Annotated in this window: 18 protein-coding genes; 1 reads left to right on the plus strand and 17 read right to left on the minus strand. The window is 40.4% G+C overall.

Annotation, left to right across the window (positions count from 1 at the left end):
* Window position 1: 1 nt before the first annotated feature.
* The 12 genes from rplV to hisS form a co-directional block, all read right to left on the minus strand.
* Window positions 2-364 carry a 50S ribosomal protein L22 gene (rplV, locus tag A3G9_RS0105185; protein WP_002818459.1) on the minus strand — a complete coding sequence of 121 codons (363 nt, stop codon included), beginning with the start codon at window positions 362-364 and terminating at the stop codon, window positions 2-4.
* Window positions 365-374: 10 nt separating this feature from the next.
* On the minus strand, window positions 375-656 hold the full coding sequence (gene rpsS / locus A3G9_RS0105190) for a 30S ribosomal protein S19 (RefSeq protein ID WP_002818458.1): 282 nt from the start codon (window positions 654-656) through the stop codon (window positions 375-377).
* A 12-nt stretch (window positions 657-668) separates the two neighbouring features.
* Window positions 669-1,508, minus strand: a complete 840-nt coding sequence (gene rplB / locus A3G9_RS0105195; protein WP_002818457.1) for a 50S ribosomal protein L2 — start codon at window positions 1,506-1,508, stop codon at window positions 669-671.
* Between the two features lie 21 nt (window positions 1,509-1,529).
* The gene (gene rplW, locus A3G9_RS0105200) at window positions 1,530-1,829 is read right to left on the minus strand and encodes a 50S ribosomal protein L23 (protein ID WP_002817273.1); all 300 of its coding nucleotides are present in this window, start codon (window positions 1,827-1,829) and stop codon (window positions 1,530-1,532) included.
* Window positions 1,829-2,452, minus strand: a complete 624-nt coding sequence (gene rplD / locus A3G9_RS0105205) for a 50S ribosomal protein L4 (RefSeq protein WP_002818456.1) — start codon at window positions 2,450-2,452, stop codon at window positions 1,829-1,831. Before rplD ends, rplW begins: the two co-directional genes overlap by 1 nt.
* 14 nt (window positions 2,453-2,466) lie before the next feature.
* Window positions 2,467-3,210 (minus strand): 50S ribosomal protein L3, encoded by a 744-nt coding sequence (rplC, locus tag A3G9_RS0105210; protein WP_002818455.1) that lies wholly within the window; start codon window positions 3,208-3,210, stop codon window positions 2,467-2,469.
* Window positions 3,211-3,235: 25 nt separating this feature from the next.
* Complete coding sequence (gene rpsJ / locus A3G9_RS0105215; protein WP_002817271.1) at window positions 3,236-3,544, minus strand: 30S ribosomal protein S10; 309 nt, start codon at window positions 3,542-3,544, stop codon at window positions 3,236-3,238.
* Window positions 3,545-3,770: 226 nt separating this feature from the next.
* Window positions 3,771-4,442, minus strand: a complete 672-nt coding sequence (locus tag A3G9_RS0105220; protein ID WP_002820377.1) for an aggregation-promoting factor C-terminal-like domain-containing protein — start codon at window positions 4,440-4,442, stop codon at window positions 3,771-3,773.
* Between the two features lie 306 nt (window positions 4,443-4,748).
* Entirely contained in the window at window positions 4,749-5,882 is a 1,134-nt protein-coding gene (locus tag A3G9_RS1000000110420; RefSeq protein ID WP_002818451.1) for an acyltransferase family protein, read from the minus strand.
* 11 nt (window positions 5,883-5,893) lie between these two features.
* The gene (locus A3G9_RS1000000110425) at window positions 5,894-6,634 is read right to left on the minus strand and encodes an acyltransferase family protein (RefSeq protein WP_002818449.1); all 741 of its coding nucleotides are present in this window, start codon (window positions 6,632-6,634) and stop codon (window positions 5,894-5,896) included.
* 67 nt (window positions 6,635-6,701) lie between these two features.
* Complete coding sequence (gene aspS, locus A3G9_RS0105235; RefSeq protein WP_002818448.1) at window positions 6,702-8,477, minus strand: aspartate--tRNA ligase; 1,776 nt, start codon at window positions 8,475-8,477, stop codon at window positions 6,702-6,704.
* Complete coding sequence (hisS, locus tag A3G9_RS0105240; protein ID WP_002818447.1) at window positions 8,474-9,742, minus strand: histidine--tRNA ligase; 1,269 nt, start codon at window positions 9,740-9,742, stop codon at window positions 8,474-8,476. Before hisS ends, aspS begins: the two co-directional genes overlap by 4 nt.
* A gap of 61 nt (window positions 9,743-9,803) precedes the next feature.
* Between hisS and A3G9_RS0105245 the strand changes: the two genes are divergently transcribed.
* Window positions 9,804-10,733 (plus strand): N-acetylmuramoyl-L-alanine amidase family protein, encoded by a 930-nt coding sequence (locus A3G9_RS0105245; RefSeq protein WP_002820998.1) that lies wholly within the window; start codon window positions 9,804-9,806, stop codon window positions 10,731-10,733.
* 48 nt (window positions 10,734-10,781) lie between these two features.
* Here A3G9_RS0105245 and A3G9_RS0105250 read toward each other — a convergent pair whose 3' ends face one another.
* From A3G9_RS0105250 to A3G9_RS0105270, 5 genes are read right to left on the minus strand one after another with little or no spacing between them, the layout of a single operon-like run.
* Entirely contained in the window at window positions 10,782-13,028 is a 2,247-nt protein-coding gene (locus A3G9_RS0105250) for a RelA/SpoT family protein (RefSeq protein WP_002818445.1), read from the minus strand.
* Entirely contained in the window at window positions 13,015-13,431 is a 417-nt protein-coding gene (locus tag A3G9_RS0105255; RefSeq protein ID WP_002818444.1) for a hypothetical protein, read from the minus strand. The genes A3G9_RS0105250 and A3G9_RS0105255 overlap by 14 nt, the downstream gene beginning before the upstream one ends.
* A 6-nt stretch (window positions 13,432-13,437) precedes the next feature.
* Window positions 13,438-14,199 (minus strand): RsmE family RNA methyltransferase, encoded by a 762-nt coding sequence (locus A3G9_RS0105260; protein ID WP_002818443.1) that lies wholly within the window; start codon window positions 14,197-14,199, stop codon window positions 13,438-13,440.
* On the minus strand, window positions 14,196-15,275 hold the full coding sequence (locus A3G9_RS0105265) for a zinc-binding alcohol dehydrogenase family protein (protein ID WP_002818442.1): 1,080 nt from the start codon (window positions 15,273-15,275) through the stop codon (window positions 14,196-14,198). Before A3G9_RS0105265 ends, A3G9_RS0105260 begins: the two co-directional genes overlap by 4 nt.
* Window positions 15,265-15,705: a hypothetical protein gene (locus A3G9_RS0105270; RefSeq protein WP_002818441.1), complete on the minus strand. Its 441-nt coding sequence runs from the start codon at window positions 15,703-15,705 to the stop codon at window positions 15,265-15,267. Before A3G9_RS0105270 ends, A3G9_RS0105265 begins: the two co-directional genes overlap by 11 nt.
* Between the last annotated feature and the right edge of the window lie 22 nt (window positions 15,706-15,727).

The following is a 15,727-nucleotide window of genomic DNA, read 5'->3' on the forward strand; positions in this document are numbered from 1 at the left end:
CTCAAGCTCCTTTCTTGTCGTTTTCGGAAACGACGATTGTAATATGACTTGTGCGTTTGTTGATTTTAGATGCCGTACCTTTAGCACGAGGACGAAAACGTTTCATAGTTGGTCCTTCGTTGGCATAAGCTTCCTTGATCACCAAATCTGCTCTGTCAAGAGCAAAATTATTTTCAGCATTCGCAACCGCTGAATTGAGCACCTTATATACCGGCTCAGTACCTGTATTAGGCAAGAATTTCAGGATTGCGTAAGCTTCATTAACACTTTTGCCACGAACAGTATCAAGGACCAATCGAGCTTTACGAGGCGCGATTCGAACTTGAAAAGCTGTGGCTTTTGCAGATGTAACATTTTCAGCCATGACTTACTCCTTACTTTCCTGTCTTCTTATCATCACTACCAGCATGTCCACGGAAAGTACGAGTTGGAACAAACTCTCCGAGTTTGTGACCAACCATATCATCTTGGATATATACCGGAACGTGCTTGCGACCATCGTAAACAGCAATCGTAAAACCAATAAAACTTGGAAAGATTGTTGAACGACGTGACCAAGTACGGATGACTGGTTTTTTACTTTGGCCTTTTAATTGCTCGATCTTCTTTAACAACGATGGATCAGCAAAAGGTCCTTTTTTCAAACTACGACTCATCTAAACCTCCGATTACTTACCCTTCCGTCCACGAACAATGAACTTAGTTGATGGCTTCTTCTTATCACGAGTCTTCTTACCATAAGACTTCTTGCCCCATGGGCTCATAGGACTCGGATGACCGACAGGAGCTTTTCCTTCACCACCACCATGTGGGTGATCATTCGGGTTCATAACAGAACCACGAACATGTGGAGTCTTGCCGCGCCAGCGGGAACGACCTGCCTTACCCCAACTGATAAGTGAATGTTCAGCGTTGCCAACTTCACCAATCGTTGCACGAGAAGTAGCAGGGATCATACGAACTTCGCCAGATGATAAACGAATAATCACATATTTGCCAGCATCATCCTTACCTAAAATTTGTGCCGAAGTACCAGCCGAACGAGCCAGCTGACCGCCCTTACCAGGTTTTAATTCTATATTGTGAATTAATGTACCTTCGGGAATGTTGCCTAACGGCAACGCATTACCGACCTTAATATCGGCATCGGGACCAGACTGAACTTTAGTTCCAGCTTCTAATCCCTTAGGCGCCAAGATATAACTCTTCACACCATCTTCATAAACGAGCAAAGCAATATTAGCAGTCCGATTAGGATCATACTCGATTGCTTTAACCGTGGCAGTCTTGTCGTCCTTGATTCGTTTGAAATCAATAATACGATATTGCTGCTTATGACCACCACCATGATGGCGAACAGTCATACGACCTTCAGCGTTACGAGCGCCGGTCTTAGATTTTTTTGCCAACAAACTTTTCTCTGGTGTCGTTTTTGTAATAACGGAAAAATCAAATCCACTCATATTACGACGTCCATTAGTTGTCGGTTTATAAGTCTTGATAGCCATGCGTTACTCCTTTCTAAAAAATTATTTATTTTCTTCTTGGTTTTTGAAAACTTCGATGTCTTTTGAATCAGCAGTTAAACTAACGGTGGCCTTTTTGCGATTGCGTGTAAGCCCTTGGTAACGGCCCATTCGCTTATTTTTCCCACGAACATTAGCAATATTAACCTTCTTGACTGTAACGCCAAAAACATCAGCAACCGCCACCTTAACATCGGTCTTGGTAGCCTTCCGATTAACTTCAAACTGATAAACCTTGCGATCAGCGCCAGCCATCGATGATTCAGTGATTATTGGTCGTAAAATTACGTCGCGTGCCTGCATTAGCCTAATACCTCCTCAACTTGTTTTACAGCTGACTGTACGATAACAACTTTCTGAGCCTTCACTAGGTCGTAAACATTAACGCCACTAGCCGTGGTTACTTGAACATTTGGCAAATTACGAGCCGAAAGTTTTGCATTTTCGTTTGCATCGTCAACCACCAACAAAGTCTTCTTGGTAGCCTCTAATTTGTTCAAACTATCAGCAATAGCTTTCGTTGAAGGCTTCTCAAAATTAAGCTCGTCGATAATAACGAAGTTCTTTGCTGAAACTTTATCTGATAGAACACTCTTCAAAGCCAAACGATAAGCCTTGCGGTTTATTTTATAAGCATAAGGGCGAGGAATCGGGCCCATCGAAATTGCACCGCCACGCCATTGTGGAGCACGGATCGAACCTTGACGAGCGTTACCAGTTCCTTTTTGACGCCATGGCTTTCTCCCGCCACCAGAAACAGTAGAACGATTCTTGACCGAATGAGTACCTTGACGCAAAGATGCACGTTGCATCAAAACCGCATCAGTAACTACAGCTTCGTTAGGTTCAATTGCAAAAATCGAATCTGCTAACTCGACTTCACCAGCTTGAGTACCATCTTGTTTATATAAAGCAACTTTAGTCATAATGTTCTCCTTTCTTATTCTGCGGAAGCAGAGTCATTTTTTGTTTCTGCTTGTTTTTTTTCTGTAGAAGCCGTGTCTTTGGCTTCTGCTTTAACTTCTTGTCCAACTGTGCCACCCAACTTGATTTTGCTTGCTTTAAATGGTTTAACAGTAGACTTGATAGTCACAAAGCTTTTATTTGCTCCGGGAACATTACCTTTGATTAAAATCAAATTATTCGCCGGATCAACGCCTGCAACCAAAAGTTTTTGTGCGGTTCTGAGGTCGCCACCCATTTGTCCAGGAAGAAGTTTTCCTTTAAAGACTTTGTTGATGATAGATCCCATTGAACCAGGACGACGATGGTAACGAGATCCGTGGGCCATTGGTCCACGTGACTGTCCCAAACGTTTTATAGATCCTTGGAAACCATGTCCCTTTGTAATTCCTTGGACATCAACATATTCACCAGCGGCAAAAACATCGACTTTAACTTTATCGCCTTGTTTATAATCGCCTTGCGCGTCACGAATTTCGCGAACGTAGCGCTTAGGGGCCGCGCTAGCTTTTTTTGCGTGACCTTGTTCAGGTTTATTAGCGGCAATCTTGCGCTTGTCAAAGACGCCGAGCTGCAAAGCTGAATAGCCATCAGTCTCGGGAGTCTTTACTTGCAGCACCACATTTGGCAATGCTTCAATGACAGTCACAGGAATAAGCTCGCCTTTATCAGTAAAAACCTGAGTCATACCGACTTTTCGGCCTAAGATACCTTTTGTCATGACTTTCTCCTTAATTATTAAATGATCAAAGCTTGATTTCGATTGCTACACCAGCTGGTAGGTCTAACTTGCGAAGCGAGTCAACAGTTTTATCAGTTGGATTAACCAAATCAATCAAGCGCTTATGTGTACGCATTTCAAATTGCTCTCGTGAATCCTTGTGCTTATGAGGCGAACGCAAAATAGTATATATAGTGCGCTCAGTCGGCAAAGGAATTGGACCAACTACCTGCGCACCAGTGCGTTTTGCAGTTTCAACAATTTTTGCCGCTGAAGCATCGATCGTACGATACTCATAAGCCTTCAAGCGAATCCGAATTTTTCTTTCTGCCATAATTTATCCTTTCGTTGATTTTCAAAATCAGCTTGCTCCATTCAAAAACCGGCATCTCAACGCCATGGCAACGGTGCCGAGCGTGTCGCAACCTTGAATATCATTGCTAATCATTGATATACCGGCGTTTTCGGCCGTATTAAAGCGTAAAACGTAAAAGGCATACTTGTATATGTTACAGCAAAAGCCCTTGTGGGGCAAGGACTTCCGCCATAAAAATTAGAAATTAGTACCAGCCATTCTGTTGCCAAAAACTAATCGCAGCAGAAACGGAAGCATAACGGGCAGAAATATATGCCTGCATCGCTTTTAATTGCAGTTGATAGTTCCCTTTAACCTGATCCCAAGTCATACCAAGATATGTCTCGTAAGCAGCCTCGCTAAGTTGGCCGATTCCTTTATAAGAACCATTAACAGCGTTCGGATTACCGGACGATTCGCGAGAAATAAGCCAGTTAATATCATCACTGCCGGATGAAATCGAACTGCTGGAGCTCGAAGAAGAAACAGACGTTTGTGGAATAGAGGATGACGAGCTGATTTTTGCAGCGTAACTATAGCTGCTTGAAACACTGGACCTTTGTACAGTATTTTGCGATTCACTGTACATACTCGTGCCGGTCGCAGTTGAGCTTGAGTAGCTACTTTCGCTTATAGAACTGCTGGAACTTTGGGAAGAAGTTTGAACGCTGCTTAGAGTTTGTTGGCTACTGCTGGTCGCAGCATAAGAAACATTGTTCTCCAAAGGAGTTGTATTTTGAACTGTCGACTTGACGTAATCCAGTTGTTGAAGCGTATTTCCTGTAGAAGTCTTGTCCTTTTTGCTTTTAGCTGTCGACGCTGGTGGGTTAAAAGTTGCTGCGGTTTGCCCAACCGACCTAGCAAGTCCTCTAGCCACAGAAAAAGAACTATTCGCTGAAGCATCTCAATGGTCGGCTTTACCCACCGTTGAGGGAATAAGAAAAGAAAAAGCAGCAAAACAAGCTAAAACAATTAATGCCTTAACTAGTCTCCTGACTTTCTTAGTGTAAAAATACCCACTCCCCATTGGAAAGTATTGTCCTATTTTTATTTTTCCTCAATATTTCAGATAAAGACATTTTTGGAGGATCAAACGAATAATGTAAAATTGCAGGTTACAATATGTGAGTAAATTAACTTTTTATATTGCAAAAAATAATATTTTTGTCACGAAAATGTAAAGTTACTTGGTATTCGAAGCAATTGAATTAATAATCATCGTCGTCATGATACGGTTTCCCGTTCGCTGAGGGTGAATGCCATCCGGAGAAAACCATTCCGGATGAGAGCGGGCAGAATCATACCAGTCAACAATATGCAGTCGTCGATCCTTTTTAGCTGCTGCGTTTAACAGCTGATTATTAGGGCCTTCCCAAGGCTTGCCCCCAGAGAATGAGTTAACCCAATATACTTGTCGAGAACCGGCAATGGAACGCACTTCTTGAATATTTTGTGCAGAAATTTCTCCATTTGTTCCAATAACCATCAAAATAATCGGATCCAGTTTTCCCTCTTTTTTTAAGTGACGCAAAATATCGATTGCGTTAAGAGTATGTCGGCCGACCTTTGCATTAACAATCGTCTTGGGCATAACCCATTGAATATCCGGCCCAACGTCCAATAAAAGTGAATCACCGACTGCAGTAATATTCAAGGATTCAACCTTGTGAATATTTTCACTGCTTGTGCCAAAGATAGAAGCCAATTGTTGTTCATGAGAATCGGAACTGCTGGAAGCAGATGAAGTTGAAGAAGATGAACTTTTTCGAGCCTGAACAGCCTTGTTGTTTCGCTTTTCAATTACTTTTGAACTCTTATTCAATTTTTGTTGAAGTTGGTCGGCATCTTTTGAACGAACCGCACTTTTGGAAATAAGGCCGAAGGCCGTGCCTCCAATGGCGAAAACAGCTACAGTGATCGACAAAATTGTTTTCCAATTAAATGCCAGTTTCGTTAAACGAAGAACGAATCCATGTCGAAAAGGCATTTCGATTAGTCGATAGGAAAGTTCGGAAACAAACAGAATAATCAGGACAGAAGTAATTGATCTCAATATATCATCAAGCAGAGAAACGACAGGGAAAATTCGTTCGATAATCATCATAATCGGCAATTGATAGAGATAAATCGAATAAGAACGCGAACCAATGTATCTAAAATAGCGATTGCCCATTAATAAACCAAATTCGCTTTGTGGATTACTTGATAAATAAAAGATTAAAATCGCCGTAAAAATACTCAGCAGCAACATTCCAAAGTAATAAACCCAGGCCTGGACTCCATTAGCAAGAATAAACAGTGCAATTAAGCCAAGCAAACTTAAGGAAATTAAATAGCCTGAAGTTTTTTTAAAAAAATGAGTATCCGGGTAATTTGTTTCGGACAGTAAGGAGAAGCGGCCAAAGACATAAAAATGGCAACAATCCCGCCAATAATGAATGAAAAAACTCTTGTATCCGTTCCATAATAGGCACGATTGGTTGAAATCGGCGAATATAAAATTGCAAACAAAGTCGCGGAAATCAAAGCAAAAATAGTTGGAACAATCAAGGCAAGTTGCCAACGCTTATCACCGAAATAAAGAATTAAGGATAAAAGAAGCGGCCAAAATAAATAAAACTGCGCTTCGACAGAAAGCGACCAAAGATGGGTAAAGACCGACCAATGAGCACTAGCAGCAAAATAAGAAAGCGAATTGGCAATTTGATACCAATTATTAACATAAAATATATTGCTTAATAGCGAACCCCTGATACCAAATAGTCCCTCAGGAAAAGCAACTGCTAAAACTGCGGTCGTTAAAAATATCATTACGATAAAAGCCGGGTACAGACGCCAGAAACGCCGTGAATAAAAACGTTTGATTCGAAAACGGCCCCGTTCGTAAAATTCATTAAGGATGATTCTTATCATTAAAAAACCTGAAATAACAAAAAAGACCGTCACTCCGGCAAATCCACCGGCAAAGATTTTCGGCCACAAGTGAAAAAGAATCACCCCAATAACCGAAAAGGCCCGCAAGCCCTCAATACCTGGAATAAAACTACTTTTTCTACTATCCCTCTTCATAATTCCAATATTACATTAAATTTACAAAATAACTTCAATCATTAAAAAAGCGTTACGTTAGTAATAATCATTCCGGAACTCTCAATCCCAACTCCGCCAACTGCTTTTCAGAAACTCTCGAAGGAGCTTTGGTCATTGGTTCAGTTGCATTAGAATTCTTTGGAAAAGCGATTACCTCTCGAATGTTTTCTTTGCCGGACAAAAGCATAGCCAAACGGTCCAGGCCCAGAGCAATTCCACCCATTGGTGGAAAACCATATTCCATTGCCTCAAGCAAAAATCCAAAGGCCTTTTCTGCCTGATCAGAAGTGAAACCCAAAGCCTTAAGCATTTTTTTCTGAATATCCATTGTGTGAATACGAATCGAACCGGAACCGAGCTCGTATCCATTAAGAACCAGGTCGTACGATTGAGCGTGTGCCAAATGAGGATCTTCACCATCGTCCAGATAATGCAGATCTTCCTCGTTAGGCATTGTAAAAGGATGGTGGGCTGCAATCCAGCGACCAAAATCCTCCGAATATTCGAAGAGAGGCCAGTCGACAATCCAGGCAAAATCCCATTTGCTTTCATCAATCAAATCAAGTTCTTTAGCAACGTATTTGCGTAAATACCCAAGAGTATCGGAAACAACCGAGAACGTGTCCGCAGCAAAGAATACCAAATCGCCATCGGACAGTGACAAAAAGGAAACCAACTGACCCTTTACATCAGACACAAACTTGGCAATTGGTCCAGAAAATTCTCCATTCTCAAATTTAATCCAGGCCAGTCCTTTAGCACCAAAACGTTTAATATAATCAGTCTGTCCATCAATCATTTTTCTTGTAAATTTCGTTGCTCCCTTTGGAGCGACGATTGCTTTAACGAAACCGCCCTTTTTAATAGCTCCGGTAAAGACAGTGAAATTTGTTTGTTTCATTATTTCGGAAACATCGTGAAGCTCGATGCCAAAACGTAAATCAGGTTTGTCGGAACCAAAACGGTCCATTGCTTCTTGCCAATGCAAAACCGGAAAACTGTTCGAGTCAATATTTGCCTTGACAACATCGGACATAATCTGGGTAATCCAGCGATTAACAAGTTCCATGATTTCGCCTTGATTCATGAAGGACGTTTCCATATCAAGCTGGGTAAATTCTGGTTGACGATCGCCACGCAGATCTTCGTCACGAAAACAACGGGCAATTTGGAAATAACGATCAAAGCCAGCACCCATTAACAATTGCTTGAATAACTGCGGTGACTGAGGTAAAGCATAAAAACTTCCTGGGTAAATGCGCGAAGGAACCAAATAATCGCGCGCGCCTTCCGGAGTACTCTTGGCAAGATACGGCGTTTCAATATCCAAGAAACCATTTTCTTCCATAAAACGCATCGAAGAAGACATAATTTTCGAGCGCAAAATCAAGCCTTTTTGCATCTCTGGACGGCGAAGATCAAGGTAACGATACTTTAATTTTAATTCTTCGTTAACGTCGACTCCGTCTTCGATATCAAAAGGAGGCGTTTTTGATTCGGCTAAAATTTCTGCTTGGTGAACAAGCACTTCGACTTTTCCTGTCTTCATTTTCGGATTAATCGCTGATTCTGCCCTGAGAGAAACAACTCCGGTAATTGAAATAACATACTCGCTACGAATTCTTTCAGCCGTCTTTAGAGCGTCTTTAGAAAATTCATCAGAAAAAGTCAACTGAACAATTCCTTCGCGATCACGTAAATCAACAAAAATCAATCCGCCGAGATCCCGACGTTTCTGAACCCAACCCTTTAAAGTAATTGCCTGACCAGCCATTTTTTCATTTACTAAACCTGCATAAACTGTTCTTTGTTTTCCACTCATGAAAAATCCCCAATTGTTAACTTATCCAATAATATTTTTTTCTGGCTGCCATCGGCCATTTTCTTAATTGTTACTTTTTTGTTTTTAACTTCTTCTTCACCAATCACAATAGAATATCGCGACTTGGTTCGATCGGCAGATTTTAATTGCGATTTCATTGATCGATCAGTGTAATCAAGCAAAACTCCGAAATGAAATTTTTCACGTAATCGCTTTGCCAGCAAATTTGCAAACTCATTAACCGATTTATCGGTTTGAACGATATAAACATCGTTATGATCCTGATCTTCAATTTGGCCAACTAAAGTGATCAGTCGTTCCAAACCAATCCCAAAACCAATTGCCGGCGTCTCCGGACCGCCGAATTCCTCAACCATCCCCGAATAGCGTCCACCACCACAAACGGTTGCAGATGATTTAAGTTTTGGATCCCGTGTTTCGATTTCAAAAATCGTGTTATTGTAATAATCCAAACCGCGAACCAATTTATTATCAATTTCGTAACTGATATCGAAATCATCTAAAGCTTTGGTAACTTTTTTAAAGCGATCTTTCGATTCCTGATTTAAATAATCCAAAATTTTTGGTGCATCAATAAGCAGTTCCTGGTCTTTTGGATCTTTTGAATCTAAAATCCGCAAGGGATTTGATTTCAAACGATTTTTCGAATCATTACTTAACCGATCTTCAAATTGCTTTAAATAATCCACCAGAGCGCTCCGATAATTAGTTCGGGATTCCTCGTCGCCAAGCGAATTTATTTTGACAATAAAATTATCTAAATTGAATTCTTGAAAAAAATCAATCGCCATTTGAATAATTTGTGCATCCAAAAAAGGAGAATCGGAACCAAAACTTTCAACGCCCAACTGATGAAATTCGCGTGTCCGCCCAGCTTGTGGCCTTTCATAACGGAACATAGATTCCAAGTAGTAAAGATTAACCGGCTTTTCATATTCGGGTCCATACAGCTTATTCTCTACATAGGCGCGAACTACTCCGGCAGTGCCTTCCGGACGTAAAGCCAGGTGCCGATTGCCTTTATCGTAGAAATCATACATTTCTTTGCTAACAACATCCGATGAATCCCCGGAAGTACGTGCAAAAATTTCGTAGTTTTCAAATAAAGGTGTATCGATCCTGCCAAAACGATAACGGCGACCGAAAATTTCCTGAGCTGCTCGATTAATTTTATCCCAAATTGCTTGAACGGCCGGCAACAAATCAGCCGTTCCTTTTGGTTTTTGAAAAAGTTTATCAGACATACATAGGAAATTTTAACACTGGATAAATGTTGTCAGAATAATTTTGATATATGATCTGCCTGTGCTTAGAAGGATTTTAAAAAAACAGGTTCCTTTAATCGTTTCGGCTGTTTTAATTATTGCTGGTTTATTGTTAGTGGCCTCGATTTATGTTCCTGATCAAATCAAGAAAAGCAGCAATTTAAAATCAATTACTACCAAAGCCAAGAAAACGGTTTTGCGTGACGGCCCGGGACCGATGTACAAACAATTGGCAACTTTTTCAAATTCAGAAAAATTAACGATTCTTAAAGAGAAACACGGGTGGCTGAAAGTTCGTTCAAGTATCGACAAAAAAACCGGCTGGGTTGCCAGTTGGGTTGCAGAAGGAAAAGCAAATAATGTCAGTAAAGTCACCCGAATGACAGAAGCAACGATTGTTTTGGATCCTGGGCATGGTGGATCAGATCCAGGATCATTGGCGATTGATGGGGCGACAGATCCTAAGTATTTCGAAAAAACCTATACTTTAAGGACAGCACGAAAAATTAAAAAAGCTCTGGAATCAACCGGTGCCCGTGTAATTATGACTCGCGACAGTGATAAACTTTTGTGGCCGCTTTCCAAAATAAGCAATATCTCAAAAAAATATCATGCCGATGCTTTTATCAGTATTCATTTCGATAACTATACGGTTGCAAATGCAGCGACTGGCTTTACTGAATATTATTATCATAAAAAAACGACTAATTCATACAGCCTTGCAGAAACCCTGAAAAAGCATTTTAATAATTTACCCTTATCAAACCGCGGTGTGAGATCCGGAAACTTTTACGTAATCCACTATACTTATCTCCCCTCTGTATTGTTGGAAATGGGTTACTTAAATAATTCAAACGATTTTCAGTACATAAAATCAGCTTCCTACCAAGAAGCCATTGCTCAAGACGTCAAAAAAGGATTGCAGGACTGGTTTGACAATGTCCAGCCATCTTTATCAAAGACAAAATAAAAACAAGTTTTATGATAAAACTTGTTTTTAATAACGGCATGAAAAAGTTTAATGAAAGCTGCGGGTTACCTCATAAACGTCATGAACGCCGGCAATCGAATCAATTATATGCTGCAGTTGTTCAACATTTTTTACCCCGACAGTCAAACTGATAATACCAACACCGTCTTTTTCATTATGAGCCGATACGGCATTCAGATAATGAGTATTAGAGTTAACCGAACGAATAACATCGTTTAAAATACCCGGACGATCGGAACTGCTGACAGTCAAATCAGCATCATAATTCGGCCTATTGCCATCCGGATTATTCCATTCAACTTCAATAATACGCTCGCCTTTTTCAATCGATTTTTTAATATTAGGACAGTTGGCACGATGAACAGTTACCCCACGTCCTTTTGTGATATAGCCAATAATTTTATCCCCGGGAATCGGCGTACAACATTTAGAAAGGTGAATTAAAAGCGAATCGATACCAGCGATCGTGATGTCTTCTTCAGGACGATTTTTAACAATCGGAGCGCTGCCTTTTCTGATTAAGTCCTTTGCCGCATCCTCTTTACCAGAAAGCAAAGCTTTTTGAACTTCTTCGGCTTTCCTTTCGGCAATTTTTTTTCGGATGTCTTCCGTCAAACGATTACCGGCTTGTTGCAAGGAAACTTCCCCATAACCGATCATTGCCAACAAATCATCGCCCGAGAACAAATGCATCTTCGTAGCCGTAACGGTTAGGTTTTCTTCCGTCATCGCCTTATCAACTGGCAGCTGTTTCTCCTGCAAATATTCCTCAAGCATTTGCCGACCGCCTTCGATATTGGAAGAACGTGCCTGCTGGCGAAAATAAGCGCGAATCTTATTTCGAGCCCGTCGGCTCGCAACCAGCCCAAGCCAATCACGAGAAACTTTCGGCGTCGGTGAAGTCACAATTTCAACAATATCACCCGTTTGAATCTCATAATCTAAAGGCACAATTTTGCCATTTACTTTAGCGCCGACCGTGTGCAGCCCAATATCAGAGTGAATAGCAAAAGCCATATCAATTGGCTTAGAACCAACAGGTAGTTCAAAAACGTCACCTTTAGGCGTAAAAGCATATACTCGGTCAGAGAAAAGATCGCCTTTAACGGTATCGACAAACTGCTCTGCATCAGTTGCACCCTCTTGCAATTCAAGGATCCCTTGGATTGCATTCAAATGCTGCTGATCCGAATCGCTGACGCGAGCCTGTTTTTCAGAACCTTTATTTTCTTTATAAGCCCAGTGAGCAGCAACACCAAACTCTGCAACCTGGTGCATCTCAAAAGTGCGGATTTGAACTTCCAACGGATGACCATTCGGACCGATAATCGTCGTATGTAGTGACTGATAGCCATTGGGTTTTGGCAACGCAATGTAATCTTTAAAACGCCCTGGCAGGGGCTTCCAATTAGCGTGAATCGTACCCAAAGCCGCGTAACAATCGGCAACACTGTCAACCAACACACGAATTGCGAGCAAATCATAAATTTCCGAAAACTGTTTATGCTTATCGGTCATTTTCCGATAAATTGAATAAATATGCTTTGGTCTGCCGGTAACTTCAAAATGACCAATTTTCAAATCACTAATTACTTTTTCTATTTGTTTTGTCGCCGAAGCAATATCGGCATCACGCTCTTCACGACGAGAATGCATCATTTTGGCAATTCGATGATATTCATCCGGATCAAGATAACGAAGACTCAAATCTTCAAGTTCCCATTTAATATTGGCAAGCCCAAGTCGATGAGCCAGAGGAGCATAAATATCAAGTGTTTCGCTGGCAATCCGATGCTGCTTTTCCGGTCGATGGACCTGAAGAGTTCGCATATTATGCAAACGATCGGCAAGTTTAACGATAATAACCCGGACATCCTTAGCCATTGCCAACAGCAATTTACGGTGATTTTCAGCCATGTTTTCTTCGGTCGATTCATAATGAATCCTACCAAGTTTGGTCACACCGTCAACAATATCGGCAACATCATCGCCGTAATTCTGACGAATTTCATCATTTGTTTCTGGCGTATCTTCGACAACATCATGCAAGAAACCAGCAGCAATCGTGTCTGGATCCATTTTCAAATCCGCTAAGATTCCAGCAACCTGAATCGGGTGATAAATATAGTCTTCTCCAGACTTGCGTTTTTGGCCTGCATGCATCTTTTTTGCAAGTTGATAAGCGGAATCAACTCGTTTGACCTGATCAGGAGCTAAATACTTTACATAAATATCGTGGACATCTTCAAAAGAGCGATTCTCAATTTTTGCCATCATGAAGCTCCTTAAAACCGTCGTCAACCGGTATTTGCTTATCCAAATCAGAATCATGATTATCGTCGCCGACAAAAGTAAAAAGCGCAAGAACAACATAAAAGGCGGCGAAGAAATAAGCATAACTGTAAGTAATCAGCGAAGAACCAAAAACAAGCTTGGAAAAATAATTAATCAGGCTAAAAGTTAAAGGAAAAATGAAGATACCCCAAAAACGTAATCCAAAACGGCGGAAATAATAACCACTATACAACGAGAAACCACCAAAAATAACTCCTAGTAACCAAATTATTCTCCTGGATCCATCCAAAAAATGTGCTCGAAAAATTAACGGTCCTAAGGCACTCAGAAGAATCGAAATCATAAACCAAAATAAATATCGCTTTTTAATTATCTTAACCATAATAAGTTAGCTCAATTCTATCAAAAGACTGACGGATGAGAGCAAATAAAGTGGAGCTGTTTCCGCACGCAGAATTCTCGGACCCAATCCGGCTGTGATGAAACCGCTTGATTCAAGTTTTTTAATCTCTTTTTTGCTGATTCCCCCCTCAGGACCAAAAACAGCAACGATCTCATTGAACTTGGAATCAAGTTTTGCCAAACGAATCATTTTAAACAAATTCGATTTTTCTCCGGCCTTAGCACTCTCTTCCCAAGCAACAATACCAATTTGATGATCACTTAATCCAGCTTGTTCAATAAATTTTTTTTCATAAATAATTTCTGGAACAAGCAGGCGATGGGATTGTTCAGCTGCTCCCTTAACAATTTTTTCATAACGTTGAAGTTTCTTTTCGATTTTTATATCTTTAACAACACTATAGGAAAAATTAGTGAGAATGATCTTAAAAACGCCTAGTTCAGTTGCTTTTTGAATAAGCCAATCCAGATGATCAGATTTTAAAAGCGGAACAACAATTGTCGTCTTGACCGGTATTTCCGGATCTTTCGAAAGTTTATCCAGCCGATTAAAAAAGACTTCCATTGCAGAGATCTCATTAACCCGAACTAAATAAGCCGATTGACCGGCAACCAATTCAACCAAATCTTTATCCTTGACACGCAGAACATCTTTTAAATGATGAAAAACATCGGGATTATTTTTTTTGGAAATCTTATTTCCCGATAAAAATTCCTGGCTATTCTCTAAAAAAAAGCGCGAAGTCACTTTAAAGCCTTGTCGAACGGTCCATTCAAAACAACTTTGCCCTGCATTCTTCCGCTTTCAACCAGTTTATAGGCCTGCCGTAAATTTTCGGCATTAATTAGATCAAAAGTTTTATTAAGTGTCGTTTTTAAGATTCCGGCGTCCAACAAAATAGCAATTTTATCAAGCGCCTGGCCCTGACTCAAAATATTATGATTGAAATCCGATTTGGCAAACATATATTCCCATTTGAATTGCACTGCAATGTTTTTCAAAGGCCCCATATTTAAAGGCTTATTGGTGCCTACAATTGACACCAGCTGTCCGTACGGTTTAATATGCTTAATCGCAATATCCCAGTAGAGAGCCGGATCGTAGAGAAAAACAATATAGTCGAATTTTTGATCGGCCAGTGTTTCGTCAATATTTTCATAATCGTAGATTTTATCGACTGAATACTTTTTTAGCCATTCGATCGATTCCGATGAATGAGCAGTTACCGAAAGATTAATGCCAAGATAAGCTGCCATTTGCAGCAGCACAGAGCCAACACCACCAGCCCCATTAATTACCAACATATTTTTGCCATCGGCTGCGTGATTTTGAAATCTTAAGCCAAGTTGATCAACAAGAATCTCATAAGCCGTGATACTGGTTAACGGCATTGCTGCAATTTCACTTTTATTTAATTTTTCCGGTGCACGACCAACCAGTCTTTCATCGACCGCCTGAAATTTTTCATTACTACCGGGTCGCTGGGTCGTGCCGGCATAATAAACCCGATCCCCCGCATGAAAACGAGTGACATCTTTCCCGGTATTTTTGACAATTCCAAAAGCATCGTAACCAAGAATTTTAATCTTGGATGCCACTCCTGTTTGACGCAGCTTAGTATCAACCGGATTGACAGAAACTGCCTGAACTTCTACTAAAAGATCGTGAGGATCAAGTACCGGCACATCGGTTTGACCATCAAGCAAGGAATTATTCTCTTCAATAGTCGAAACATTCTTATCAAAGAAAACAGCTGGTTGCTTTTCTGAATTAAAAATTTGGGAGAGCTTTTTTGTTGTTTGGGATATCTTATTATTCGCCATTTTTTATCTCACTTGTCTGAATAGATTGTAACGTTTTTTTGCTGATTAAGTAGTGCTGCTTTTTGGGATCGAAAATCATTTGGAAACTACTTTTTGACCAAGATGCAGCATTATACTCTGAAAAATACTTATCCCAATGAATAGAGATAAGAATGTATTGCAAAAAGGCAATCTGTGATTGATTGAGATCACTGATACTGGTTTGTTTTTCAGCTGCAGCCAGGTCTTTTTCAGAGGAAGCGCTGAGTTTGTCGAGCACCTTTGATAAGATAATCTGCCTTACTTTATAGTCCACCGTAACCGTATGAAAATTATTCAGACTGACACTTTCGATTTTCACTTGACGATTTTTAAATTCTAGACGATAAATTCTTTCGGCAATTTTATCTAAAACCTGATTTTTCTTATATTGATGATTCTTGTAAATCAAAGAATTGCTTAAAACAAGTCCA

It is taken from the genome of Oenococcus oeni DSM 20252 = AWRIB129 (assembly GCF_000372485.1).
GTDB lineage: Bacteria > Bacillota > Bacilli > Lactobacillales > Lactobacillaceae > Oenococcus > Oenococcus oeni.